Source organism: Sorangium sp. So ce726, assembly GCF_051521405.1.
GTDB lineage: Bacteria > Myxococcota_A > Polyangia > Polyangiales > Polyangiaceae > Sorangium.
In genome coordinates, this window is sequence record NZ_CP150349.1 from 10,100,379 (window position 1) to 10,124,939 (window position 24,561).

The window sequence follows — 24,561 nt, forward strand, 5'->3', positions numbered from 1 at the left end:
CGCGCCCCGCGCAGGAAATCAGCTCCACGACCTCGATGAAGACCCCCGGCAAACCCACCCCGAAGAAGCAGAGCCCCAAGCAGCAGCGCGAGCAGGCCATCGCCGCCCTCCGCAGCGGAAAGCCCCCCGCCGACCCGCTCTCCCAGCTGAACCCGCGCTCGCTCGCCATCCGCGTCGGCATCCCGGCGCTCATCGTCTGGGCCATCGCGCTGGCCATCCCGGGGATCTGGCCGAAGGCGGTCGCCGGCGTCCTGACGGTCATCGTCGTCGGCGTCATCGTGTGGGCGCTGCGCTTCGCGACCCGGACGCGCGCCGTCGCGCAGATCGTGCAGACCGCCGACTCCGCCGAGGCCCGCAAGGACGCGATCGCCAAGCTCGACACGGAGTTCAAGAAGGACGACACGGCCGCGACCTTCGCGAAGGCGCAGCTCCAGATGCAGGAGGACCCGCGGGCCGCGCTCCGGACGCTGGAGACCATCAACCTCGACAAGGTGATGGCCCCGATGGCCGACGAGGCGCGCGCCCAGCGCGGCATGATCCACCTCATCCTGAGCGAGACGGACGAGGCGCGGGCGCTCGTCGACAAGATCGACATGACCCGCCACAAGGAGCCGAGGATCCGCGCCATGATGGCCGCCATCGTCGGCGAGGCGTGGGCCCGGACCGGCCAGGCCGCGAAGGCGGTCGAGCTGCTCGAGACCTTCGATCCGAACGACGAGGCGTTCGCCGAGCTCAAGCCGCAGCTGCTCCGCTCGCGCGCGTTCGCCTATGCGTGGGCGAACAACACGAAGCAGATGAAGACCACGCTGCGGAGCCTGAGCTCGCTCAACCCGCAGTACCTGAGCGGCTTCGTCACGAAGAAGAAGAGCCCCATGGGCGTCCCGCCGCGCGGCGTCCACCCGATGCTCGAGAAGGAGGCGTTCGAGATGCTGATGCGCTCGGGCGCCATCCCTCGCAAGATGCAGCAAGTGCGACGCGGCTGACGCGCGGCGCGAGGTGCGCCGTCGATCGACGAGCGGCCGAGGCGGACCAGCGCCGCGCCTCGCGGTCGATGCGCCGAGCCCGCCCGCCGAGAGCGGCCCCTTGACGCGAGGCGCGGCGAGCGGCTCAGATGCGCGCCCTCATGAGAGGAACCGCGCTGCTCTACAGCTCGCATAACCGCTGCAACTTCATCCACGACCACTACATCGCGCAGCGGGCGCTGTCGGGGCGGGACAACAAGCGCGTCCTGTTCCTGCCGATGTCCGAGGCGCCCCGCGACGGCAACGAGCGCGAGCGGCAGGAGTTCGCGTACGGCAACTTCAGCTGGTTCTTCCGGTTCTACGAGCGGTTCGGCCTCGAGCACGTGCCGTTCTACTGGAGCAGCCACCTGCGCAGGGAGGACGTCGACGTCCTCTGGCACTACCTCGCGTCGTCCGAGGTGGTGATCCTCGGCGGCGGCTACAGCACGACGGGGCTCTGGCGCTACAAGCAGCTCGGCGCGATGTTCGACGGAGAGCCCGGCAAGTTCGGGCGCCTCCTGCACGAGCGCCGGCAGCGGGGCCTGCTCACCGTCGGGTTCTCCGCCGGGGCCGACCAGCTCTGCCAGCACCTCTTCCGCCGGGTGTGGGACAGCCCCGGCGACAACGACGCGTTCGGCCTCGCGCGCGACACGCTCGTCACGCTCCACCACGAGCCGAGCCGCAACGGCGATCTCTGGCACGCGGCGCGGCGCATGCCCCGCTGCTTCGTCTTCGGGCTCCCGAACGACTCCGGGGTCCAGGTGGACTGGGGAGTGCTCCCGTCCGGCAACATCTGGCAGGTCTACGAGCTCATCATCGACACCTCGTGGGACGATCCCTCCGACGCGCTCCACGTCAAGACGCGGCACGGCGCGCTCATCGACCACTTCGACCACACGGGCCGCCACTGGGCCTTCCACGGCGGCGACCACGTCGTGCGCGTCACGTCGCAGGACGGCCGCTTCGACCGAGCCTGGATGACGGCCGGCGGCCTTCTCCTCGACTACTGGACGCGCGAGCCTGCCACCTACGGCTCGATCGACAGCATCCTCGCGAGCCACTGATCGCGCGCCCCCTGCGCAGCCGAGCGCGCCCTGTGTGGCCACGGCCGCGCGCTCCCAGCGTGGCTGCGGCCGCGCGCCGCACCTCGCGCCCCCGGCATTGACGCCAGGCAGGTGGCGCGGCATCGAAGAGCGCGAGGCCCGCCATGCCGTCCCGCCCCTGCGTGTTCTGCAGCATCGCCCGGGGCGAAACGCCGGCCCACGTCGTGCTCGACGAGCCGGAGGTCATGGCGTTCCTGGATCACCGCCCGCTCTTCCCCGGCCACTGCCTGCTCATCCCGCGCGCCCATCACGAGGTGCTCACCGACGTTCCGGCGTCGCTCGTCGGTCCGCTCTTCGCGACCGCGCAGCGCCTCGCGCGCGCTGTTGAGTCCGCATGCTCGGCAGATGGCTTCTTCGTCGCCATCAACAACCGCGTCAGTCAGAGCGTCCCCCACGTGCACATCCACGTGGTCCCGCGCCGTCAGAGGGACGGTCTCAAGGGCTTCTTCTGGCCTCGTTATAAATATGCGGGTGAGCACGAGATGTGCGGCCTTCGCGACGCCATCGTGTCGGCATTGGCGGTGGGTTGAATTCTGTCGCGGGTACGGGTATTTGGACGTGGCGCCGTGCTGGCTCAGGCGTGAGACGCCCGTCCCAAATCGGGACATTCTGCCACACACGGTCTGCACCTCGTTGTGTCTTGCGACGAACCGAGACCGCTGCCAGGTTAGGGAATAGACAGGGCGCTTCCCTGGTTCCCGCGGCCGACAGCCTCTCACTCCTCGAACGATGCTGGCTCTCCGGTCATTTTTCCCTCGGATCGCGCTGCTCTTCATGCTGATCCTCGCCCCCGCTGCGCTGGGACGGGCGAATATCAGCATCATCGAAGCCGGCAACTCCGATGTTTCGGGATCGTTTCGTACCGGGGCCAGCGAGAACGACGCGGGCGGCCTCGATGCCTTGCAGCCGCCGGCCCGCGACGGAGCCCATCGTTCGGCCGCCTCGCGACCGGCGCCGCGCGCCGGCGCCGCGCGGCCGCGCGGCGTTCTCGTCGCCGATCTCCGGCCCGTCCGCGTCCCGTCCCCCGTCCCCCACCCTCCCCTCCGTCGTCCTCCACCACGCTTCCTGAACTGATAGGCTAGCTCCGTGGCCGAGGCCGCTCGCGGTCCGGCTCGGAGTCGCTGGAATCGGAGGTGTTCACGACGATCGCCGCGCCGGATCGGCGCGGTCAACGAGAGGGTTTATTCCATGCAGAAGCTCGCTGACGGGTTGCACAAGTTCCATGCCGAGGTGTGCGGTACACATCAAGACCTCTTCCGCAACCTGGCGAGGGGTCAGCGGCCCGAGGCGCTGTTCATCACGTGCTCGGACAGCCGCATCAACCCGAACCTCATCACGCAGACCCAGCCGGGCGACATCTTCATCGTGCGCAACGTCGGCAACATCGTGCCGCCGTACGGCGCCAGCAACGGCAGCGAGGCCGCCGCGATCGAGTTCGCGGCCGCGCACCTCGGGGTCAAGCACATCATCGTCTGCGGTCACACGCTCTGCGGCGCGATGCGCGGGCTGCTCGATCCCTCGGGCCTCGACGAGCTGCCGGCGGTCAAATCGTGGCTCCAGCACGCGGAGCTGACGCGCCGCCTGGTGCAGGAGAACTACCCGCACATCGAGGGGGCGGATCGGCTGACGATCACGGTGGAGGAGAACGTGCTCGCCCAGATCGAGAACCTCCGGACGCACCCGACGATCCGCGCGCGGCTCGCGCGCGGCGAGCTCTCTCTCTACGCCTGGGTCTTCAAGATCGAGACCGGACAGGTCTTTCAATTCGAGGCTTCGACCGGCCAGTTCGGGCCGATCGGTGACACGGCGCCCCCGTCGGCGCTGCCGGAGACAGCGGTCTACCGGCGGGCCATCTGAGCGCCTGTTCGTCACCGATCCACGTCTTAACCCGAATCGAGAGGGCCCGTTCGATGCAGCTTCCGAATCCCATCCATGCAGGCGCGGGGGTGAATCCCGCCGGCGCCGTGGCGCTTAGTTCCGAGAGCCCGGGGGCGAGCCGGGAATCGCCGCCCGCGGAGGGCGCGCCGCCGCTCGACCCGCGCCTCACCGCGAACCTCAAGTACGACATCCCCGCCGGCCTCGTCGTCTTCCTCGTCGCCCTGCCGCTCTGCCTGGGCATCGCGCTCGCGTCGGGGGCCCCGCTCCTCTCCGGCATCGTGGCCGGCATCGTGGGCGGGCTGGTCATCCCGCTCGTGAGCCGCGCTCAGCTCAGCGTGAGCGGCCCGGCGGCGGGGCTCGCCGCCATCGTGCTCGCGGGCATCACCAGCCTGCAGAGCTTCCAGGCCTTCGCGATGGCCGTGGTGATCGGCGGCGTCCTTCAGCTCGGGCTCGGCCTGCTGAGGGCCGGCGCGATCAGCCATTTCTTCCCCTCCTCGGTCATCAAGGGGATGCTCGCGGCCATCGGCGTCCTGCTCATCCTGAAGCAGCTCCCCCACGCGGTCGGCTTCGACAAGGACAACTTCGCCTCCGAGTCGTTCAAGGCCGACGGCGGCAACACCTTCACGATGATCGGCCAGGCGGCGCAGGCCATCGAGTGGGGCGCGTTCCTCCTCAGCGCCATCTGCCTCGCCATCCTGGTCGGGTGGGAGAAGTCGCGCCTCGCGAAGATCTCCTGGCTCCCCGCGCCCCTCGTCGCCGTGCTCGTCGCGACGCTCGGCAACGAGCTGTTCAAGGCGGCGATCCCGTCGCTCGCCCTCGAGCAGAAGCACCTCGTGACGCTGCCCACGGGCGACCTGGTCAGCGCGCTCCAGCTCCCGGACTGGTCCGCGATCCTGCGGCCCGAGGTGTGGGTGCTGGGCGTGACGCTCGCGATCGTGGCCAGCCTCGAGACGCTGCTCAACCTGGAGGCCGTGGATCGGATCGATCCGTGGCACCGCAAGTCGCCGCCGAACCGGGAGCTCGTCGCGCAGGGCCTCGCCAACATGCTCTCCGGGTTCGCCGGCGGTCTCCCGGTCACGTCGGTCATCGTCCGCAGCAGCGCCAACACGAACGCCGGCGCGCGGACGCGGGTCTCCGCCTTCGCGCACGGCGCGCTCCTGCTGCTCGCGGTGGTCTTCGCCGCGGGGCTGCTCTCGCGCATCCCGCTCGCGTGCCTCGCGACGATCCTGCTCGCGACCGGCTACAAGCTGGCCAAGCCCAAGATCTTCGCCGAGATGCGCCAGCTCGGCTGGAACCACTTCATCCCGTTCGTGGTGACGATCGTGGCCATCGTGCTGACCGATCTCCTGAAGGGCATCGCCATCGGCCTCGCGGTCGGCGTCCTCTTCGTGCTGAGGACCCATATGTCCCGCGTCTTCGACGTGATCCACGAGGGGGCTCGCGTGACCATCCGGTTCAACAAGGCGGCCTACTTCTTCACCCAGGGCAACCTCGTCACGCTGCTCGAGCGGCTGCCGAGCGACACCCATGTGGTCGTGGATGCTCAGGGGGTGTCCTACATCGACCACGACGTCGCCGAGCTGATCCGGCGCTTCCAGCAGTCGGCGCACCGACGCAACATCCACGTCGAGCTCCGCGGCTTTTAAGCAACGCTCAAACACCTGCCCGCCCCCGCCCCGCGCGACGAGCCCCCTCCCCGGGGGCGTCCTAGGCGTTAACCAGGCCTCGCGCCGCGTTCTCCTACATCCGAACGTTTACGTGGTCGTGGACGTGGACGTTTACGTGGTCGTGGTCGTGGTCGTGGTCGTCAACGATAGGCCGTGAACGACCACGTCCACGTCCACGTCCACGTCCACGTCCACGTAAACGTTCACATTGGTGATCGATGGTGGGGTGAAGGGGGGCTTCGTGCCCTGAGCGTGACCGAACGAGCTTGCTTGACGCCTAGGCCCAGGGGGCACGCAAAAACAGTGGCTAATTTGGCCCACCGAATCGCCTCGAGCGAAGCTGGTGGGATGCGCGCTGCTCTCGATTGGGCCAGAACGACCGGGGAAACACACATTTGCCCCTCGTCGGGTTGAACGTGGTCGCTCGATTCATCGGCGGGGCGCCCTCGGGATCCCCTCGTGAAGAAGAAGGCGGGGGCTCCGGGCTCGCGTACGTCGGGGAGGCGCCGCTCGCGCCACGGCTCGACGAGATCCGACGGAGGCCGCTCTGCTCGCTCCAGGGCTACGGCGGGTTGAACCGATCGTGTGGAGATGTGTACTTCCCGGCGTCCGTCGAGGAGCTGAGGGTGCTGTTCCGCATGGCGAGGCGGACAGGGCGCAGGATCACGTTCCGCGCTGGAGGCCAGTCGTTCGACGGCCAGGCGCTGAACGACGACATCGTGATCTCGATGCACCACTTCCGATCCATCGAGATCGACACGCAAGGAGCGCGGATGACCGTGGGCGCCGGCGCCACCTGGGGAGCCATCACCCGTGAGCTCGCCGCCCTCGGCTTCGTGCCCTACACGGTCGTCTCGACGAGCCACGCCACCGCGGGAGGCACGGTCTCGGGGGACTGCCTCTCACGCTTCTCGGGCATCGCCAGCAAAGAGGGACACTACGTCGAGCGGCTCTCCCTCCTCTCCCTCGACGGACAGCTGCTCTCCCTCAGCCGCGAGGAGGCGACGAGCGCGCTGTTCCACGCGGTGATCGGCGGGCTCGGGTACCTCGGCGCGGTGATCGACGTCACGTACCGCATCGCGCGCGTCGCCCCGGCAGGGACGCCGATCCGGGTCGTCACCCAGGCGACGCGCTGCGCCTCGTTCGAGGAGCTCGCGACGGCGCTCCTCCCACGCGCGGAGCAGCTCCTGCAGTCCGAGGGAGGCACCGCGGACGAGGAGGGGTGGATCCCGGAGGCGCTCTTCTCCATCGCCTTCCACACCCTGGAGGGGAGCAGGAGCATGGTCCTCCGGTCGCGGTACGTCCCGGGGACGTCGCACGAGCTCCGCCCGCTGCTGATCCATCGCCCCCGGCACGTACTCCGCGTCCCGATCGAGTGGTTGATGCGCGCGTCCGTGGTGAGCCGGGGCCTCTGGACGCTCATCGACCGCTTCCTCTTCGATGTCTCACGCCCCTACGTCGATGAGCTCATGGGCTACCTGTTCTTCATGGACGGCAACGTCCGCGCGAAGCGCATCGCGCAGACCTTCGGGATGCCCATGCTCACGGTGCAGCAAGCGTTCATGATCCCCTACGACCCGGGCGCCCAAGAGGACAGCCTGCGCCGGCTCGTCGATTTCCTGGGCAAGGTGGACGAGATCGCTACCCGAGACGGAATACCACCGCTCCTCCTCGACGTGCTCCACATCCAGGGCGACCGGTTCCTCCTCTCGGCGAACCACGGGACCGACGGGTTCGCGGTGACGCTCGCGTTCGAGGCCTCGGAGGAAGAGAGCGTCCACCGGATCGGCCTCCGCCTCAGCGAGCTCAGCGCGCGCGCGCTCGAGCTCGGCGGCCGCGTCTACCTGGTGAAGAACGTCCACGCGACAGCGGAGCACCTCCAGGCGATGTACGCGCACGCGCTCCCGGAGTTCGTCCGCCTGAAGCAGCTCGTCGATCCCGGCGGGCTCCTGCGCAACGAGTTCCTCGAGCGGGTGTTCCCCGCGCACTTCGGCGCGACGCCACGGCCCGCCAGCCCGTGAGCATGGCGCGCCGGGGGACGGACACCCTCCCTTCTTTCCGGTGAGTTCAAGGCGCGAGGACGCCGCTCGGACTCGCGAGAGACGGAACTACGAGGGCGCAGCGAGATAGAGAGAAGAACTCTCTCCGCGCCCGCTTCGCGCCGGTCTTCGCCGCGCGCCAAACAACGGCCCGGACAGCGGCGGGGAATCGATGGTTGGGATCTTGCAGCTCTCGACGTGGGCGACATGAGCTGACGTGAGCGCGCGTGAGGACGCGTGGCGAACGCGCAGAGGACACCGGGCCATGCAAAGCAGTCAACAGCGGGATCAGCCCCTCCGTGCGCGCAGCGCGTACGGGTGGGCTCGACGCCTCTCAGGGGTGCTCACGCCGCTCGTCCCGCTGGCGGTCAGCGCGTGCCGCGGCGACTGCCCGCGCGTCGAGGCCTCGCAGCAGCGCGTCGAGGCCTCGCAGCAACGCGCCGAGGAGACGCAGCAGCGCGCCGGCGCGCCGGCGAGCCCGGCGGCGACCACGAGGCCAGAGAAACGCGACAAACGGTCAAGCCGCGCGCCGACAGCCACCTCTGTCCCGGCGCCCTGGCTGCTCACCATCCAGCCGACCACCGGGGAGGGCGCGAGGATCGCGAGCATGGATATTCGCAGCTTCACATCCCCGCTGCTGGAGCCGGGCGACATCATCCTCGCGGTCGACGGGCAGCCAGTCCACTCGCTGGCAGGCCTGGAGAGCTACCTGCGCGCCCGCGTGCCCGGCGACATGGTGGTGCTCACCGTGCTCCGCAACGAGACCACGATCAACTATGCGATGCTCCAGGTGCCGGCCGGCGACGCTACGGCGCCCCCGTCGGCCGCGGCGACCAGGTCGAGAGGCGGCGGCTGACCGCCTCGCGTCCGCCCGCGGGCGCGGCCCGGCGCGTGCTCGTCAGGGCGGCGGCGCGCGCTCGATGACGAGCGCCTCGATGCGCGCCGCGAGCGCCTCGATGTCCCCGTCCGTCGTCTGCGGGTTCATGATGACGAGGCGCAGCCACGACTCGCCGCGCAGCGTGGTTCGCGTGATGTAGAAGCTCCCCTCCTCCACGATCTGCTGCCGGACGCGATCCTGCGTCGCCGAGTCGCGGCCGACCCGGAAGCAGAGGATGTTGGCCTGCGGGGCGCCGAAGCACTCGAACGCAGGCCGGCGCGCGAGGAGGCCGTGGAAGCGCCGGGCGGCGTCGAAGAGGCGCTCGACGTGCGCGGACAGGCCGGCCTCGCCGACGAGGGCGAGGTTGAAGAACAGCTTGAGCGACAGCTGCGCCTTCGTGCACTCGAACGTGAGCTTGGACAGATCGACGCCCTGCCGCTCGTCGTCGCCATGCAGGTACGGCGCGTACTGCTCGTAGGTGCCGGCGAGCGCGGCGGGATCCTTGACGAGGACCGCGCAGGCCAGCGTCGATGTGCCGAGCATCTTGTGCATGTCGCAGACAAGCGAGTCGGCGAGCTCGACGCCGTCGAGGAGGTCCCGGTAGCGCTCGGTGAAGCGCGCCGCCGCGCCGTGGGCGCCGTCGACATGGAGCCAGAGCCCCTCCCGCCGGCAGAACGCGCCGATCTCCCGCAGCGGGTCGAAGGCCCCGTTCGGCGTCGCGCCCGCGTTGGCCACCACGGCGAGCACCCGCTTGCCCGCCCGCTTCACCTCCTCGTACGCCCGCGAGAGCGCCCCCGGGACGATCCGCAGCGCGTCGTCCACGGCGACCTTCACGACGGCATCGACGCCGAGGCCCATGATGGCGGCGGCGCGCGCGACGGAATAATGCGCCGCCTCGGAGGCGAGCAGGACGAGGTCGGGCGGGACGCCCGCCTTGAAGCTCCCCGGGGCGACGCGCTCCCTGCACGCGAGCAGCGCGCTCAGGTTGCCCAGGCTCCCGCCGTGGGTGATGACGCCGTCGCCCTCGGCGCCCCAGCCGAGTTTGCACCGCATCCAGCGGAGGAGCCCGCGCTCGATCGCGGTCCCGGCCGGCCCCATTTCATAGACGGCCATGCCGTTGTTCAGGACGCCGTGCACGAGGTCGGCGAGCGACGACGACAGCATCGGCACGGCCACCTGGTGACCGAAGTAGCGGGGGTGGTGCAGCCGGTTGCTGTTGTCGAGGACGATGGTGACGAGGGCGGCGAGATCCACGCCGCCGTGCGCGACCGTGCGATCGAAGTCGAGCGCGGCGAGGACCTCCTCGATCGATCGCTGCACCAGCACCGGCCCTTCCCGGCGCTGCGCCCTCCGCACGTGATCCGCGAGCAGCGCGCCCAGGCGGGCCGCCTCGCGCTCGAGGAAATCGGGGGAGAGCGCGGTCGTCAGCGCGTCCTTCATCGCGATCCAGCTCCGCGCCCTCTGCCGGGCGCCTTGTCGCCGCCTCGCCTGCCGCTCAGGAACGCGAACGCCTGGTCGACCTGCTCGTCGGTCATCGCGTGCCCCGCGCGCGGCTTGCCAAGCGACCTCGAAGGCCACTTCAGCCTGCGGAGCATCTTTGCGAGCGCCACCTGGTCCTGGTGCGCCGGGTCCTTCCCGCCCCAGCCGACGAAGACCGGCGCGCGCAGCTTCGTCTGCGCGCCCGCTCGCTCCAGGTAGCGCGCGCCCGATCCGCCTGCGAACGCCGCGTAGCCGTCGACCGGCAGCCGCCCGCGCATCGCCAGCGACGTCGCGTAATACGCCCCGTTCGAGAAGCCGAACACGAGCACCCGCTCGAAGCGCCCGCCCGCGCGCCGCTCGAGCTCCGCGCGCGCCACGTCCCACTCGGCGATCAGGGCGTCCTCGTGGGCCGTCTGCGCGGCGGAGGCGGTGGGCCAGCACCACCAGTCTTCCATCGATGTTGGCATCGATTTGGGCATCGTCTTCGGGCCGATCCCGCGCCGGCCGCGCGGCATCATCACGGCGACCCCATGCCGGGCGCCGGCCCGCGCCGCGCCCCGCTGCTGCGCCCACTGCCACCCGGAATCGGGCTGAACGACGCCGTGCAGGAAGATCACGAGCACCCGCGGGCCAGGCGCCTCCCTGGCCGGCAGGAAGGCGCACACCTCACCGGGCAGCGACGCGAGCTCCGGCGCACACCAGCGGGCCGCCGCCGCGCCCTGCGGGGACGCGGGCGCGCTCGCCGCGGGCGCGGCCGCAGGGGGCGCTGCTGCGGGAGGAGCGCTCGCCGCGGGCGCTGCCGCAGGGGGCGGGCTGGTCCCGTCGCCGTTGGCCGAGGCGGATGCGTCCGCGGCCAGGAGCGCGGCCAGGGACAGCACCGTCACGAGCGAGCGCATGGGCGCGCAGTACCATGTCCGCGCTTCCGCCGGGAATACCCCTCGCCGTCTCTCTTTTGCGTCTTTGCCCCACGCCCTGGCGTCGAGCGCTCGCCGCCGGAGGGGGGTTCAGCGGAAGCCGTGCGGCGTCAGAGCCGCACCTCGATGCCCGCGCCGGACGCGCTCAGCCACGGCGTCAACGAGCCCGCCTTGGTCGTGCTCGGCGCGGGCTCCTTCAGGAGCAGGTAGAGCCCGACGCCCACGGTCGTGACGCCGGCGACGCCGAGGACGTCACCGGCGATCCCTTTGGCCCGCGCGGCGCCCGCGTCCGCGCCTGTGCTCGAACGCGCATCACCTGCCTGCTTCACGCCCGAGAGCCCGAGGATGGCTCCGCCGGCGAAGAGCGCACCGCCAGCGCCCAGGACGACGAGCGGGAGCGTCCGGCTCGATGATGCATCGGCAGCGCCGGCCACAGGAGGCAGAGCGCCCCCGGCAGCCGAGGCTTTCCCCGCCTCGGTCGTGGCTCGCGCCAGGGCGATCGGGACCTCGACCGAGCTGCCCGCGCCGACGCTGAACCGGGCGACCGCAGCGCGGAACCCCGGAGCGCTGGCCGCGATCTCGTGAGTACCCGGGTCCAGCTCGATGACCTGACCAGGCGGCGCGCTCAGCGGCCTCCCGTCCACGGCCAGCGTCAGCCCGTCGATCTCGGCGGGCCTGAGGGCGATCGTCGCTCGGCCGATGCGCCCTTCGAGCGCTGCGACCGCCTCGCGCGCCGGCCCGACGTAGGGAGTGGTCGTCGGCGTCGGCGGCTCGGCCAGGAACGTGCGAAAGCTGGCGAGCGCCTCGACGAGGTGCCCGGTCTCCTTCTGCGCGACGCCGAGGCTGTAGCGCGTGAGGGGAGCCGCCTTGATCTGGAGAGATCGGGCGTACAGCGCGCGCGCCTCCTCCCAGCGCCCCTGCTTCGCCAGCTTGGCCCCCTGGACGAACAGCACGCGCGCGGACTCCACATCGCCCGCTCCCTGCGCCGACGCGGGGCGCGGGATCGCGGCCATGAGCAAGGCCGCGGCGAGCGCGACGGCGAGCCGTGCGGATCGCGCGCTCATGAGCAGTCTCCTCGCCGGCACTTCGTACCGGCAGGGCACCGGGTGCCACAGGTGCCGCAATGATCGTCGTTGTTCCACAGGTTGGTCTCGCAATGATGCGCCGCATCCCCGTCGCAATCGGCGAAATGGCCATTGCAGGTCGCCTCGCTGCCCGCGCCACTGCTCGCTCCAGCGTCTCCCGCGCCGCTTGCGCCGGCGCCGCCTCCGCTGCCTTCGCCTGCACCGCTGCTCGCGCCAGCATCGCCACCGCTGCTCGCGCCAGCGCCGCCTCCGCTGCCTTCGCCTGCGCCGCTGCTCGCGCCGGCATCGCCACCGCTGCTCGCGCCAGCACCGCCACCGCTGCCCTCGCCTGCACCGCTGCTCGCGCCAGCACCGCCACCGCCGCTCGCACCAGCGCCGCTCCAATCGCTCGCGCCAGCGCCGCTTCCGCTGCCCTCGCCAGCACTGCTGCTCGCGCCAGCGCCGCTTCCGCTACCCTCGCCTGCACTGCTGCTCGCGCCAGCGCCGCTCCCGCTGCTCGCTCCAGCGCCGCTCCCGCTGCTCGCTCCAGCGCCGCTCCCGCTGCTCGCCCCAGCGCCGCTCCCGCTGCTCGCTCCAGCGCCGCTCCCGCTGCTCGCACCGGCGTCGCTCCCGCTGCTCGCGCCGGCGCCGCTCCCGCTGCTCGCACCGGCGTCGCTCCCGCTGCTCGCGCCGGCGCCGCTCCCGCTGCTCGCACCGGCGTCGCTCCCGCTGCTCGCACCGGCGTCGCTCCCGCTGCTCGCGCCGGCGCCGCTCCCGCTGCTCGCACCGGCGTCGCTCCCGCTGCTCGCGCTCTCGCTGCCTCCGCTGCTTGTCGCGCTCTCGTCGCCACCGCTGCCCACGGTGGTCCTGCTCGTGCTCGCGCCGCTGCTCCCGATGAGGTCGCCCCCGCCACGCCCGTCGCCGGCCTGGTCCTCGGGGCCTCCGGCGCCCTCTATTTCGTCGGCCTTGTCGGACAGCTCCTCGCTGATCAGAGCGGAGCAGCCTCCCGGCCCGAGCGCCGCCGCAGCGAGCGTGACCAGAAGGAGCAGCAGATCGCCAGAGCCACGAAGGGAGCGGTGCTTCACCCCGGGAGTGCGCATGACCACCTCAGAAGTCGGGCGCCGCCGGCAGCGGCATGGACGTGGAGACAGGCCGTGGACGCGGCGACGCGGCTCGCTGAGCGCGCGGCTCGGTCCGCTGAGAACGCGGCTCGGCCACCTGAGCGCGCGGCGCGATCCGTTGGTCGGCCGGCTCGTCCACCTGAGCGCGCGGCTCCGCCGGCGCCGGCAAGAGCTCATCCCATGGATCGCTCGGCTCCTCCCATGGATCGCTCGGCTCGTCCCGCTCGGCAGGCGCGCTGTCCGCCGGCGCAGCCCTCACGGCCGTCTCGGAAGCAGACGCGCGCCGCGCGCCGGCATCGGGGGGCGCGACGCCGCTGGAGGGCGCAGCCGACGCCGTCCCCCGCAGCGCTTCCGGCGCGCCCAGGCCGACGGCAGGAGCAGCCGCCACCACCTCCGGCCGAGCGAGGCCCGCGCTCGCGCTCCCAGCCCGCGCGTCCAGCCCCAGGACGACCACCAGAGGCGCGGCAAAGGCGAGGACCCCGGCCACGAGCGCCTTCTGGAGCCACGGCGGGGCCGTGAGCCCGAGCGAAGCCCCACGCCATGCCTCGGGCATCTTGATGGTGCCGCCCCGGCGCACGACGGGCGTGGCCGCCGGCGTCGGCAGCGCGCCCGGCGCCTCCCGCGCGCCGGCCGGACGCTGCGCCGCCACCTCCGCCCCGGAGGCCGCACCCGCGAACGCTGCGATCGTGGCCGCCTGCTCCATCGCGAGCGGCGGCTCGGCCCCTCGCGCGAGCCACTGGTGAGCGAGCGACGTGCCCGCCACGTCCGCCGTCACCCCGCGCTCGACCGCCCAGGCGGCCAGGGCGCAGCCGAGCGCGCGCATGCTGGGCCATCGATCGGCCGGCGACTTGGCCAGCCCGCGCCGGAGGATCGCCCACAGCGCCTCGTCGCCGGCGCCGAGCTCTGTCGTCGGCACCGGCTCCTTGCTGAAGATCGCCACGATCACCGCGCTGAGCGTCTCCCCGCTGAACGGCCGCCGCCCGGTGATCAGCTCGTACATCACCACGCTGAACGCCCAGACGTCCGTCTGCTCCCCGACGTCCAGCTGGCCGTCGGCCTGCTCCGGCGACATGTACTCCGGGCTGCCGACGATCATCCCTCGCTGCGTGATCGCAGGGCTCGCCGCGTTGGCGAGCTTGGCGATGCCGAAGTCGACGACCTTCGGGACGTGGCCGCCCGCGCTATCGGGCACGATGAGGATGTTGGCAGGCTTGATGTCGCGATGGACGATGCGCTGCGCGTGGGCCGTCGCGAGCGCACACGCGACCGGCAAGAGCATCTGGACCGCCTGCTCCGCCGGCACCTTGCCTCTCGCCTCCAGCCAGCTCGAGAGCGGCGTGCCCTCGAGCAGCTCCATCACCAGGAACGGCTCGCCCGCGTCGGTCTCGCCGAAATCGAACACGCGCACGATCGCCGGATGGCCGAGCTTCGCCGTCGCGCGCGCCTCCCGGAGCAACCGCTCAGCGGCGTGGGCGTCGAGCTGATCCTCGTGGAGCACCTTGATCGCCACATCGACGTCGAGCCAAAGGCTGCGCGCCCGCCACACCGTGCCCATGCCCCCTGCGCCCAGCCGGCCCACGATCTGGTACTTGCCCGCGAGGACCTCGCCCACGGCGCGCTCCCTCGGCGATCCACGGACGCTCGACGAAACGCCGCCCGTGCTCTCATCGCCTCTCCCGGCGAGCGCGAGCCATCCGCTCTGGCCGGGGACATGGTGCTCGTCCATCATGGGTCGCCCTCCTGGAAAGCAAGCGGCGAACCAGGAGCCATCTCGTCATCTCCGCCGGCGCCTGCGCGGCAAAACACGCAGCCCACGTCCTGTCGCGCGCGCAGCGTCCGGCGAGCTCGACGCTCGCCCGCGCGCGCTCACGACAAGACGAGCACGGATTCCCTTTTCCCTCGGGGAATCGGCCGCGCGCATCGGTCACGCTGAGGCAATTTGCACCAAGGCAAGGCGAGGAGGAGCGAGGCGCCCGCCATGATCCTCGGCAAAGCCTCGCTCCCGGGCTCATCGATTCGACACGGGGATCGTCGGATCGATCCCAGCGACCGCGCAGCGCCCAGGGCTGCGCAGCTGCGCTCTCAATCGCGCAGGTGCACCGCGGTCTGTCTCGTCAGGACGGCGGCCGAGTGTCCCGCATGCAGCGTGTACACGCCGGGCTCCACCTGCCATCGGCCCGCCGCCCAGTGCGCGAAGGCCCGCGGCTCGACGGTGACGGCGACATCGACCGTCTGATCGGGCTCGGCCTCGACGGACGCGAAGCCGGCCAGCCAGAGCGCGGGGCGCTCGACCTCGGAGTCCGGCCGCGACAGGTAGAGCTGGACCACGTGGCGCCCGCGGCGCGTCCCGACGTTGCGCATGCGCACCCGCGCCTCGAGCGCCGCGCCGGCGGAGACGCTCGGCGCTTCCACGTCGAGGATCTCCCAGCGCGTGTAGCCCAGACCGTGCCCGAACGGGTAGGCCGGGGTGACGCCGGCGCGCGCCCAGGCCCGGTACCCGATGTGCAGGCCCTCGGCATAGACCAGCTTGCCGTTCTCGGGCTTCGTCGAGAGCACGGGCACGTCCTCCGCGCGCGCGGGCCAGGTCGTGGGCAGGCGACCGCCGGGCTCCACGGCGCCGAGCAGCACGTCGGCGACGGCGGCGCCGAACTCCTGGCCCGGGAACCACGTGAGGAGCACCGCGGCCACCTCGTCGCGCCAGGGCATGGTCACCGGCCCGCCGGAGTTCACCAGCACGATCGTCCGGGGGCTCGCGGCCGCGACGGCGCTGATCAGCTCGTCCTGGCGGCCGGGGAGCCCGAGCGTGCTCCGGTCAAAGCCCTCGCTCTCGATCGCCTCGGTGGTGCCGACGACGACGATCGCGACGTCGGCGGAGCGCGCGAGCTCCACGGCGCGCGCCTGCTCCTCCTCGTCGGACAGCGCGGGGACCTCGGCGCCCAGGGAGAACGCCACCGCAAGCGTGCCCATGGGGACGGTGTGCGTCAGGGCGAGATCGACCTCCTGGCCGGCGGCCAGGGAGAGCTCGACTGCCCGCTGCGGCGGGGCGAGCAGGGCCGCGGCGATGTCGTCCTTGTCCGGCAAGACCGCCTCGTCGAAGAGGACCTGCCCGCCGGCCGTGAGCCGGTAGACGCCCACGCCGGCCACGCCGATCCGGTGGAGCCCCGCCTCGGCGGCGCGGAACCGCGCCGTCACCTCGATCGTCGCGGCCTCGTTCGCGCGCTGATCCCCGATGAACGTGAGGCGCCCGACGTCGCGGTGCTCCTCGTGCAGGACGCCACCCTTCGCGTCGAGGAGCCGCACGTGGACGCCGTGCCGGCCGGTCACGGGGTCGACGACCTGGTCCCCGGCCACCGGCACGAGCCCTTCCTGGATGCGGGTGCCGACGGCGTGGAGCACGTCGGCGCGCCCGCCGAGCGCGGCGCGCAGCCCGTCGAGCGGCGAGACCGCGTAGTGCGGGTGGACGCTGGCGCTGCCGCCGCCCTGGATCCGCCCGGCCGCGGCGTTGGGGCCGATCACGGCGATGCGCCGCAGGCGGGCCGCGTCGAGGGGGAGCGCGTCGCCCTTGTTGCGCACGAGCACCATGCCGGCCGCGGCGGCCTCGCGGGCGAGCGTCCCGGCCTCGGCGCCGGCGAGCGGGGCCGGGGCGGGGGCGGCCGGCGCAACGCCCTCGAGGGCGCCGACCCGGGCTGCGAGGCGCAGCAGGCGGCGGACCTTGTCGTCGATGGCCTTCTCGGGCACCGCGCCGCGGCGGACGGCGGCGACGAGCGCAGCGCCCCACGGCCCTCCCGGGCCCGGCATGGCGAGGTCCAGCGCCGCGCGCGCCGAGGCCTCGGTGGAGCGGGTCGCGGTCCAGTCGGAGACCACGACGCCGTCGAAGCCCCACTCGTCCTCGAGCGGCGACGCGAGCAGCGCGCTCTCGGTCAGGGTCACCCCGTTGACGGCGTTGTACGAGGCCATCACGAGCCACGCGCCCGCGCCGGTGATCATCCGCTCGAAGGGCGCGAGGTAGAGCTCGCGCAGCGTGCGCTCATCGACCCGGACGTCGACCGTGAACCGTTCGGTCTCCGAGTCGTTGGCGACGTAGTGCTTGGGCGTGGCGCCGACGCCGTGGGTTTGCAGCCCTCGGACGTAGGCGGCGCCGATCCGGCCGGTCAGCAGGGGATCTTCCGAGAAGCACTCGAAGTGCCTGCCGCCGAGCGGGCTGCGGTGCAGGTTGACGGTCGGCCCCAGGACGACGTCGACGCCCTTGCGCCGCGCCTCCGACGCCAGCGCGGCGCCGACGCGCTCCAGCAAGGCCTCGTCCCATGTGGCCGCGAGGGCGGTGGAGGAAGGGAGGCACACCGAGGGGTCGCGCTCGTCCCAGCGCTCGCCGCGCACGCCGACCGGGCCATCCGAGACGACCATGCGGCGCAGGCCGATCGCGGGCTCGGGGTGCGTGCTCCAGAAGTCGGCGCCCGTGAGCAGGCGGACCTTCTGCTCGAGCGACAGCGCGGCGAGGGCGTCCGCCACCCGCCGTTCGACGGCCTCGGACAGGTGATCGGTCTTCTGGGGACGAGCGGAGCGCGAGTCGGCGACGGCCATGAACCCTCCTGAGAGCGCGGGGGCGCCGCCGGCGAGGCGGCGCCGAGCACGGGACTTACACGGTCGAGGAAACAACAGGTTCACAGGAGAGTCACGGTCGCCGAAAGCTCGCGATCATCAGGAGCCATGGAAGCTGCGGAGAGAGGCACCGCGCGCGCCTCGGCAGCGGCCTCAGCGGTGCTCCGGACGGCGCGCGCTCGCGAGCGCGCGGATGGCGAGGTGGTCGAGGGCGCGCCGCCCGTTGCGCGGGGGTGGGAACGGCGCGATGCTCGCCGTCCCTCGAGCGAGGCCGCTGCCATGAGCCTCTCCACCGTGCTCCGCGTCCTCGGCCGCAAAGACGGCGAGGTTCACAGCGTGTTCCGCGCCGGATCGCGCGTGTACGGCACCGCGTCCGCGACGTCCGACGAGGATTTCGTCGCCGTCCTCGCGCGGCGCGACGCGCGGCAGGACCTCGCCTTTGCGCCGGGCATCAACGTCGTCGTCCACGGCCTCGACACCTTCCGCGACGCCATCGCCGAGCACAGCGTCTTCGCGCTCGAGTGCCTGTTCCTGCCGCCCGAGCACCGGCTCAAGGAAGGAAGGCCGCCCTTCCCCTTCAAGCTCGACAGGAAGAAGCTCGCCGCGTCGGCCGCGAGCCGCTCCGCGTCCGACTTCAAGAAGGCCGGCGCCCGCTTCGACGACGAGCCGGAGGCCTCGAAGAAGAAGCTCTTCCACGCCCTCCGGGTGCCGCTCTTCGCCGTGCAGATCGCCGAGACCGGCGTCCTCCACGACTACGGCGCCGCGAACCCAACCTGGCGCGAGATCCTCGCAGACGAGCGCCTCGACTGGGAGGAGTACCGCAAGGCCTACGGCCCGATCCGCGAAGGCCTCTGCGAGCGGCTCGCGGCGCTGGCCTCACGGCGGTGACCCGTCCACCGGCGCCGGCCCCGGGGCGAGGCGCTGAGACCGGATCTCCTGGTGCATCCAGTGCTCGTCCGTCTGCACGTGCCCGCGCCGCACCCACTTGGCGAGCCGCCGCTGGAACGCCGCGTCCGGGAACTCGCCGGCGGCCCGCACGACCACGCCCTCGCGCGGGCCGCCGAACGCGGAGGGCTCGCGCGCGAGCGCGGTCGTCAGCGCCTCGAGCTCGCGCTCGCCATCGACGGTGCCCCGGAACAGGACTGGCACCGTGGGGAGCCCCAGATCGTTCGCCTGGGCCACGACCATGTCCCACTCCCAGAAGAGCCCGCGCGCGTCGTCGCGCACGCCGAAGACCAGCGAATACCCCGGGAGCGCCTCGTACTCGATGGAGTGGATCGCATAACAATACTCGCAGAAGAGCGACATGCCCTCCGAGAGCAGGTGCGCGATGCTCGCGTGCGTGGCCTTCGCGAGGTCGAAGCTCGGGTGGGACGGAGGGCCCGAGTGCGAGCGGGAGAAGACGCTCGCCCGCGTGTACGTGAGGTTGCTCCCGTCGCACTTCTCGGTGATGACGATCTCGACGCCGAGCAGCCCCGACACGTCCGCCATCCTCTTGTCGTCGGACGTCCCGCCGGGGGACCACGGCAGGTGGAACGAGCGAGGGTATTTGGCGGACATGGCGGCGCCAGGGTAGCACCGGCGTCCCGGAGCGGACATGCTACGGCCCTCACGCGCGCTGCGCGGCGCGCGGCGCGCGGCGCCGAATACGAGCCGACCGCGCGCTCGCCAGGGGTCCTCCGTCATGTCCTCCGCGTCTTCGCACCTCGACCTGCTCACGCCCGATCCGGGGCGTGTCCCCTGGAATGAGCTCCAGGTCTTCGATTGGGTCCGCGCGCTCGAGGCTTGCCCGCAGGACCCGATCCACCACGCCGAGGGCAACGTCTGGATCCACACCCGCATGGTGCTGGAGACGCTCCTTGGGCTGCCTGAGTGGCAGGCGCTGCCGGCCGAGGAGCAGCGCGTCGTGTACCTCGCCTGCCTCCTCCACGACGTGGCGAAGCCGGCGACCACCCGCGAGGAGGACGGGCGGATCACGGCGAAGGGCCACTCACGCGCGGGGGAGCTCCTCGCGCGCCGCCTGCTCTGGGAGCTCGGCGCGCCGTTCGCGCTGCGCGAGCAGGTGTGCGCGCTCGTGCGCTATCACCAGATCCCGTTCTATCTCATCGAGCGCAACGACGCGCAGCGCGTCGCCGCCGAGATCAGCCTCCAGGCGCGCTGCGACCTGCTCGCGCTCGTGGCCGAGGCCGACATCCGAGGGCGCGTCTGCGCGGACATGGGGCGCGTTGTCGACAACATCGAGCTCTTCCGCGAGTTCTGTCGCGAGGAGGGGTGTTACACCGCGCCGCGGTCCTTCGCCTCGGATCACACGCGCTTCGTGTACTTCCGCTCCGATCCCGCCGGCGGGCGCCACCCGGACGTCGAGGTCTACGACGACACGCGCTCCGACGTCGTGGTGATGAGCGGGCTCCCGGGCGCCGGGAAGGACAGCTATGTTCGCCACCACCTCACCGACTGGCCGGTCGTCTCCCTGGACGCGCTGCGGAGCGAGCTGGAGATCGATCCGGCGGACGCGCAGGGACAGGTGGTCCAGGCCGCGCGCGAGCGGGCGAAGGAATACCTGCGGCGCGGCGAGCGGTTCGTGTGGAACGCGACGAACCTCTCGCGGCAGCGGCGCGGCCCGCTGCTGCAGATGGCGGCCGATTACGGGGCGAGGATCCGCGTCGTTTACGTGGAGGTGCCTGCATCGACGCTGTTCGCGCAGAACCGGGCGCGGGAGGCGGCGGTGCCGGAGGCGGTCATCCGCCGGATGACCGAGCGCTGGGAGATCCCGACGAAGACCGAGGCCCACGAGGTGGTGCTGGCGGTGCGCTGACGCCTGACGTCCCCTGCCCTCGTGCCGGAGCCGCCGGGTGGCGCGGCACGGGTCGGCCGGCTGCGCCCGCGCGCGGCATGGGGTACGCTGCGCCTGGAGCGCCATATGCCCTTCCAGAGCGAGAACTCTTTCATCCCGATTCCCCCGCCCGGCGAGGACGAGCTCCCGTACGACGATGGAGAGCCGATGGAATCCGAGCGCCACCGCGCGCAGATGGACCTGCTCATCGAGGTGCTGAAGCTGTCCTGGCGCGACCGCGACGACGTCTACGTCGCCGGCAACATGGCCATCTATTTCAGCGAGCTGCAGGCGAAGAAGAACGACTTCCGAGGCCCCGACGTGTTCGTGGTGCTCGACACCAACAGGCGCGAGCGCAAGTCCTGGGTCGTCTGGCAGGAGGATGGGAGGACGCCCGACGTGGTGATCGAGCTGCTCTCCGAGAGCACCCAGGCCGTCGATCGCGGCGACAAGATGCGGATCTACGCGAAGCTCCTGCACGTGCCGGAGTACTACCTGTTCGATCCGTTCTCGGGTGTGCTCGAGGCTTATGTGCTCGATCGAGCCACGCGGTCCTACCTACCGATGCCGCCCGAGGCGAGCGGCGAGGTCGTGAGCGCGTGCCTCGGCCTGCGCCTCGGGGTGCGCCACGGCACGTACCGCGGCCTCGCGATCGACTGGCTGCGCTGGATCGATGCCCATGGGCGCGTGCTGCAGACCGGCGAAGAGCAGGCTCGCGCCGCCGAAGCGCAGGCGCGCGCCGCCGAAGAGCAGGCTCGCGCCGCCAGCGACGAGGCGAAGCAGCTCGCCGCCCGGCTCGCGGCCTACGAGAAGCAGTTCGGCCCGCTGCCCGGCGGCGGCTCGGGTTAGCGGCTCCCCGACCGCCGCCGGACGGGTCAGCCCCAGCCGACCCGCTCGCCCCGCCCGAAGCCCGGCGCCAGCATCGCCGCCCACCGCGCCGGGCTCTTGATCCGCTCCCGCGCCATCACCGCGTCCGCCACGAGGAGCCGCTGCAGCCCCTTCTCCCCGCCGAGCAGCTCGCCCGCCTGGCGCCGCGCCGCCGCCGCATAGAGCGGCATGTCCGCCGCGTCGAACCCGGCCGCCGCCGCCTCCAGCTGCACGATCGCCACCTCCCTGTCGCCGCGTAGCTCGGCCGCGCCCGCGCGGATCAGCGGCACGAACGGGTCCGACCACGCCGTCTTCTCCCGGGCGAGCGCCGCGGCGTCCCGGAGCGCCGCCTGGATCAGCGGCTCCGGCTCGGGCGCCGCCTCGGCCACGGCGAGCGCCGTGCACGCGCGCTCGACGTGGGCCATCACCCGGCTGTTCTGCATCATCAGCAGCATCGAGCCCTCGATCCTCGGCCAGGCGTCCGTGAGGCGCTTCATCGCGGCGCCGGCGCGGCCGGCGTACCGGTCGACGTAGGTCTCGCCGAGCAACCCGACGAAATGCTCGAGGTGGAACCCCGACGTCGTCCACCTCGACAGCGCCCCCGCGATCGCGCCGCGCGCGCCCGCCACGTCGTCCGACGCGAGCGCCACCCACGTCGCCTGCACGCTGAAGATCGCCACGGCGTAGAGATCCCCCCGCTGCTCGGCGGCGCGGAGCACCGCCGGCGTCGTCCGCGCGAGCGCGTCGATCTGCCCGCGGTAGTACCGCGCCCACGACGCCATCAGCTGCGTCGTCGCGAGCTCCCAGGACACGCCGGCGCAGCGGTCGCGCAGGAGCTCGTCGGCCACCTCGTACCACGCGGACGCCGCCCTCCAGCGCCCGGCCGTGAACGCCTCGAGCATGCCTGACACCATCATCGACAGGCCGAGGAGGTGCGGGCTGTCGAGCCGCTCCGAGAGCGCCCGCACCGCGGCGACGAGCTCCTCCGCGCGCGCCCGGCCCGGCGCCCCCATCATGCACGCGGACGAGGCCTCGAACGCGAGCGCGCGGCCGATGCGGTACGGCTCGCCGGCCCGCAGCGCGAGCAGCAGGGCGCGCGCCGAGAACTCGGCGGAGCGGACCATGTCGACGCCGGACAGCCCCACCGTCACCGTCCAGCAGGCGTCGATGCGCGCGAGGTCCTCCGGTCGCACCTCCGCCTCGGACCGCTCGCGGAACCGGAGGCCCCGCAAGCGCAGCTCCGCCCGGTGCAGGAGCAGCGCCACCAGCGCGCGCCGCGGCGTCTCCGGGAACGACAGGCCGACCGCCCGGAGGACGGCGCGGACGAGCTCGATCCCCTCGTCGATGTGCCCGCTCCGAAGGTACTGCTCCGCGGCCCGCCGGCGGAGCTCGAGCGAGAGCGCGCCGTCCGCCCCCTCCGCCGCCCCCGCGTAGATCCTCGCCGCCTCGGCGCTCTTGCCCGCGTTGACCATGGCGTCGGCGCACCGCACGCCGAGCGCGCGCCGCTCCGCCTCGGGGACATCCGCCTCGCGCGAGCGCAGGCCGAGCGCGAGCTCGTAGAGCCGCGCCGCGCGCTCGAACGCGAGCGCCTCGGCCGCCTCCTCGGCCGCGCGCTCGGCGAGCCGCCCCGCCCGCGCCGCGTCCCCCGCGCCGAGCCAGTGCCGCGAGAGCGCCTCCGCGTCCGCCGTCCCCAGCGCCTCGAGCGCCCGCCCTAGCCTCCGGTGCCGCGCCGCGAGCTGCTCCGGGCCGAGCCGGCCGACCACGGCCGCGCGCACCCTGTCGTGCGACGCCTCGACGACCTCGCCCTCGCCGGCGCGCCGCGCGGAGATCAGGTCCTCCATGAGCAGCAGCGTCATCGCCGGGGCGAGCTCGTCGTCGCGGAGCTTCGCCGCGCGCGCCACGACCGCGGCGTCGATCGGCTCCCCGGCGACCGCGATCACCTCCAGCAGCCGGAGCGCCTGCTCCGGCAGGCGCCGGAGCCGCGCGTCGAGCGCCCTGCCCCATGCGGCGTCGCCCCGGGCGCAGTCCTCGCCCAAGAGCTCCTGCGCGTCGCGGGCGAGCTCGCCGAGCAGCCGCGGGTTGCCCCGCGAGGCGCGGGCGATGGCGTCCGCCCGCGCGCGGGTGACGTCGTCGCGCGCGAAGAGGAGCGCGAGCGAGAGCTCCTCGGCCTCGAGCGGCGAGAGCGGGCCGACCGCGATCTCGCGCAGCTCGCCGTCCCGGCGCACCGACTCGATCCGCCCCCGCGCGCCGGCGGTCTCGGCCTCGGCGGCGGCCCGGCGCTCGATCCCCATCCCATCGAGCAGCGCGCGGAGCGGCGCGCTCGTGGCGACGTCCTCGTCCCGGAAGCTGCCGAGGAACATCATCGCGGGCGCGTCGGGCGGCCGCGTGAGCTCGAGCAGCAGCGCCACGCTGTCGATGTCGCTCCACTGCAGGTCCTCGATCGCCACGACGAGCGGGCTGCGCTCGGCGATCCGCCAGAGCAGCTGACGGAGCGCGGCGAAGCTGCGCTGCCGCAGCTCCTGCGCGTCGGGCGACTCGTTCGCGCGCGGCGCCGACGCGACGGCCGGCACGCGCGAGAGCACCGGGAACACCCGGGCGAGCGCGCGGACGTCGCGCGGCAGGAGGCGCTCCACCTCGTCGTCCGAGATCCGCCGGAGGAAGCGGCTCAGCGCCTCCATCATGCCCCCGAACGCCTTGTAGGACTCGGCCCCCGCGAGGGTGCAGCGCCCCCGCAGGACGACCGGCCCCCTGTCGCGGCGGAGCCCCATCAAGAAGTGGTGGATGAGCGCGCTCTTGCCCATGCCCGCGGGGCCGTGGACGAACACGGCGACGGGCCGCTCCAGCTCGAGGGCCTCGGCGGCGCGCTGGAGCGCGCGCAGGTGCGGGCGGCGGCCGATGAAGTGCTCGATCGTCGGCGGCACGGGTGGAAGCAGCGCGCTCGCCGGCGCGGCCTCGGCGCTCGCAGGCGCGGCCTCAGCGCTTGCAGGCGCGGCCTCAGCGCTTGCAGGCGCGGCCTCGGCGCTCGCCGGCGCGGCCTCGGCGCTCGCCGGCGCGGCCTCAGCGCCGGCCAGCGAGGGCTCGGCGCCCTCAGGGTCCTGCCGCTCCGCGCCCTCCACGCC

At 72.6% G+C, this 24,561-nt stretch carries 19 protein-coding genes; 10 read left to right on the plus strand and 9 right to left on the minus strand.

The genetic code is table 11. The features are described from left to right. Positions 1–35: 35 nt before the first annotated feature. From WME79_RS37615 to WME79_RS37625, 3 genes are all read left to right on the plus strand, one after another. Positions 36–983 carry a hypothetical protein gene (locus WME79_RS37615; RefSeq protein ID WP_437525096.1) on the plus strand — a complete coding sequence of 316 codons (948 nt, stop codon included), beginning with the start codon at positions 36–38 and terminating at the stop codon, positions 981–983. 140 nt (positions 984–1,123) lie between these two features. Continuing rightward, a complete protein-coding gene (locus WME79_RS37620; RefSeq protein ID WP_437525098.1) occupies positions 1,124–2,065 on the plus strand; it encodes a hypothetical protein in 942 nt (313 codons plus the stop codon). Positions 2,066–2,208: 143 nt separating this feature from the next. After that, a complete protein-coding gene (locus WME79_RS37625) occupies positions 2,209–2,634 on the plus strand; it encodes an HIT family protein (RefSeq protein WP_437525100.1) in 426 nt (141 codons plus the stop codon). 214 nt (positions 2,635–2,848) lie between these two features. On the opposite strand, the gene WME79_RS37630 is transcribed toward WME79_RS37625, so the two are convergent. Continuing rightward, positions 2,849–3,034 (minus strand): hypothetical protein, encoded by a 186-nt coding sequence (locus WME79_RS37630; protein WP_437525102.1) that lies wholly within the window; start codon positions 3,032–3,034, stop codon positions 2,849–2,851. A gap of 258 nt (positions 3,035–3,292) precedes the next feature. Here WME79_RS37630 and WME79_RS37635 point away from each other — a divergent pair, with 258 nt between their 5' ends. From WME79_RS37635 to WME79_RS37650, 4 genes are all read left to right on the plus strand, one after another. Continuing rightward, positions 3,293–3,961 carry a carbonic anhydrase gene (locus WME79_RS37635; RefSeq protein ID WP_437525104.1) on the plus strand — a complete coding sequence of 223 codons (669 nt, stop codon included), beginning with the start codon at positions 3,293–3,295 and terminating at the stop codon, positions 3,959–3,961. A gap of 107 nt (positions 3,962–4,068) precedes the next feature. Beyond that, on the plus strand, positions 4,069–5,628 hold the full coding sequence (locus WME79_RS37640) for a SulP family inorganic anion transporter (protein ID WP_437525106.1): 1,560 nt from the start codon (positions 4,069–4,071) through the stop codon (positions 5,626–5,628). A 437-nt stretch (positions 5,629–6,065) separates the two neighbouring features. Beyond that, complete coding sequence (locus WME79_RS37645; protein ID WP_437525108.1) at positions 6,066–7,670, plus strand: FAD-binding oxidoreductase; 1,605 nt, start codon at positions 6,066–6,068, stop codon at positions 7,668–7,670. A gap of 283 nt (positions 7,671–7,953) precedes the next feature. Next, positions 7,954–8,544 carry a PDZ domain-containing protein gene (locus WME79_RS37650; protein WP_437525109.1) on the plus strand — a complete coding sequence of 197 codons (591 nt, stop codon included), beginning with the start codon at positions 7,954–7,956 and terminating at the stop codon, positions 8,542–8,544. Positions 8,545–8,586: 42 nt separating this feature from the next. On the opposite strand, the gene WME79_RS37655 is transcribed toward WME79_RS37650, so the two are convergent. The 6 genes from WME79_RS37655 to WME79_RS37680 all read right to left on the minus strand — a co-directional run bounded on the left by WME79_RS37655 (position 8,587) and on the right by WME79_RS37680 (position 17,724). Further along, the gene (locus WME79_RS37655) at positions 8,587–10,005 is read right to left on the minus strand and encodes a pyridoxal phosphate-dependent decarboxylase family protein (RefSeq protein WP_437525111.1); all 1,419 of its coding nucleotides are present in this window, start codon (positions 10,003–10,005) and stop codon (positions 8,587–8,589) included. Next, positions 10,002–10,940: an alpha/beta hydrolase gene (locus WME79_RS37660; RefSeq protein ID WP_437525113.1), complete on the minus strand. Its 939-nt coding sequence runs from the start codon at positions 10,938–10,940 to the stop codon at positions 10,002–10,004. Before WME79_RS37660 ends, WME79_RS37655 begins: the two co-directional genes overlap by 4 nt. Positions 10,941–11,068: 128 nt before the next feature. Next, positions 11,069–12,022: a hypothetical protein gene (locus WME79_RS37665; RefSeq protein WP_437525115.1), complete on the minus strand. Its 954-nt coding sequence runs from the start codon at positions 12,020–12,022 to the stop codon at positions 11,069–11,071. Further along, a complete protein-coding gene (locus WME79_RS37670; protein ID WP_437525116.1) occupies positions 12,019–13,122 on the minus strand; it encodes a hypothetical protein in 1,104 nt (367 codons plus the stop codon). Before WME79_RS37670 ends, WME79_RS37665 begins: the two co-directional genes overlap by 4 nt. A 7-nt stretch (positions 13,123–13,129) precedes the next feature. Next, the gene (locus WME79_RS37675) at positions 13,130–14,872 is read right to left on the minus strand and encodes a protein kinase domain-containing protein (protein WP_437525118.1); all 1,743 of its coding nucleotides are present in this window, start codon (positions 14,870–14,872) and stop codon (positions 13,130–13,132) included. A 353-nt stretch (positions 14,873–15,225) separates the two neighbouring features. After that, positions 15,226–17,724 carry a beta-glucosidase gene (locus tag WME79_RS37680; RefSeq protein ID WP_437525120.1) on the minus strand — a complete coding sequence of 833 codons (2,499 nt, stop codon included), beginning with the start codon at positions 17,722–17,724 and terminating at the stop codon, positions 15,226–15,228. A gap of 297 nt (positions 17,725–18,021) precedes the next feature. On the opposite strand from WME79_RS37680, the gene WME79_RS37685 reads away from it, so the two are divergent. Continuing rightward, complete coding sequence (locus WME79_RS37685; RefSeq protein WP_437525121.1) at positions 18,022–18,630, plus strand: hypothetical protein; 609 nt, start codon at positions 18,022–18,024, stop codon at positions 18,628–18,630. Here the strand turns inward: WME79_RS37685 and WME79_RS37690 are convergent. Continuing rightward, positions 18,619–19,302 (minus strand): RNA ligase family protein, encoded by a 684-nt coding sequence (locus tag WME79_RS37690; protein WP_437525123.1) that lies wholly within the window; start codon positions 19,300–19,302, stop codon positions 18,619–18,621. The two genes, WME79_RS37685 and WME79_RS37690, sit on opposite strands and share 12 nt — an antisense overlap. Positions 19,303–19,426: 124 nt before the next feature. Here WME79_RS37690 and WME79_RS37695 point away from each other — a divergent pair, with 124 nt between their 5' ends. Further along, positions 19,427–20,557 (plus strand): AAA family ATPase, encoded by a 1,131-nt coding sequence (locus tag WME79_RS37695; RefSeq protein WP_437525125.1) that lies wholly within the window; start codon positions 19,427–19,429, stop codon positions 20,555–20,557. A 105-nt stretch (positions 20,558–20,662) separates the two neighbouring features. Then, positions 20,663–21,424 (plus strand): Uma2 family endonuclease, encoded by a 762-nt coding sequence (locus tag WME79_RS37700; RefSeq protein WP_437525127.1) that lies wholly within the window; start codon positions 20,663–20,665, stop codon positions 21,422–21,424. 26 nt (positions 21,425–21,450) lie between these two features. On the opposite strand, the gene WME79_RS37705 is transcribed toward WME79_RS37700, so the two are convergent. Next, entirely contained in the window at positions 21,451–24,558 is a 3,108-nt protein-coding gene (locus tag WME79_RS37705) for an ATP-binding protein (protein ID WP_437525129.1), read from the minus strand. Positions 24,559–24,561: the final 3 nt, after the last annotated feature.

What these genes read in the sequence shown, in the direction of transcription:
- WME79_RS37615 (WP_437525096.1), top strand. Translation starts at nt 36, where the DNA reads ATGAAGACCCCCGGCAAACCCACCCCGAAGAAGCAGAGCCCCAAGCAG.
- WME79_RS37620 (WP_437525098.1), top strand. Translation starts at nt 1,124, where the DNA reads ATGAGAGGAACCGCGCTGCTCTACAGCTCGCATAACCGCTGCAACTTC.
- WME79_RS37625 (WP_437525100.1), top strand. Translation starts at nt 2,209, where the DNA reads ATGCCGTCCCGCCCCTGCGTGTTCTGCAGCATCGCCCGGGGCGAAACG.
- WME79_RS37630 (WP_437525102.1), bottom strand. Translation starts at nt 3,034, where the DNA reads ATGGGCTCCGTCGCGGGCCGGCGGCTGCAAGGCATCGAGGCCGCCCGC.
- WME79_RS37635 (WP_437525104.1), top strand. Translation starts at nt 3,293, where the DNA reads ATGCAGAAGCTCGCTGACGGGTTGCACAAGTTCCATGCCGAGGTGTGC.
- WME79_RS37650 (WP_437525109.1), top strand. Translation starts at nt 7,954, where the DNA reads ATGCAAAGCAGTCAACAGCGGGATCAGCCCCTCCGTGCGCGCAGCGCG.
- WME79_RS37655 (WP_437525111.1), bottom strand. Translation starts at nt 10,005, where the DNA reads ATGAAGGACGCGCTGACGACCGCGCTCTCCCCCGATTTCCTCGAGCGC.
- WME79_RS37660 (WP_437525113.1), bottom strand. Translation starts at nt 10,940, where the DNA reads ATGCGCTCGCTCGTGACGGTGCTGTCCCTGGCCGCGCTCCTGGCCGCG.
- WME79_RS37665 (WP_437525115.1), bottom strand. Translation starts at nt 12,022, where the DNA reads ATGAGCGCGCGATCCGCACGGCTCGCCGTCGCGCTCGCCGCGGCCTTG.
- WME79_RS37670 (WP_437525116.1), bottom strand. Translation starts at nt 13,122, where the DNA reads ATGCGCACTCCCGGGGTGAAGCACCGCTCCCTTCGTGGCTCTGGCGAT.
- WME79_RS37675 (WP_437525118.1), bottom strand. Translation starts at nt 14,872, where the DNA reads ATGATGGACGAGCACCATGTCCCCGGCCAGAGCGGATGGCTCGCGCTC.
- WME79_RS37680 (WP_437525120.1), bottom strand. Translation starts at nt 17,724, where the DNA reads ATGGCCGTCGCCGACTCGCGCTCCGCTCGTCCCCAGAAGACCGATCAC.
- WME79_RS37685 (WP_437525121.1), top strand. Translation starts at nt 18,022, where the DNA reads ATGAGCCTCTCCACCGTGCTCCGCGTCCTCGGCCGCAAAGACGGCGAG.
- WME79_RS37690 (WP_437525123.1), bottom strand. Translation starts at nt 19,302, where the DNA reads ATGTCCGCCAAATACCCTCGCTCGTTCCACCTGCCGTGGTCCCCCGGC.
- WME79_RS37695 (WP_437525125.1), top strand. Translation starts at nt 19,427, where the DNA reads ATGTCCTCCGCGTCTTCGCACCTCGACCTGCTCACGCCCGATCCGGGG.
- WME79_RS37700 (WP_437525127.1), top strand. Translation starts at nt 20,663, where the DNA reads ATGCCCTTCCAGAGCGAGAACTCTTTCATCCCGATTCCCCCGCCCGGC.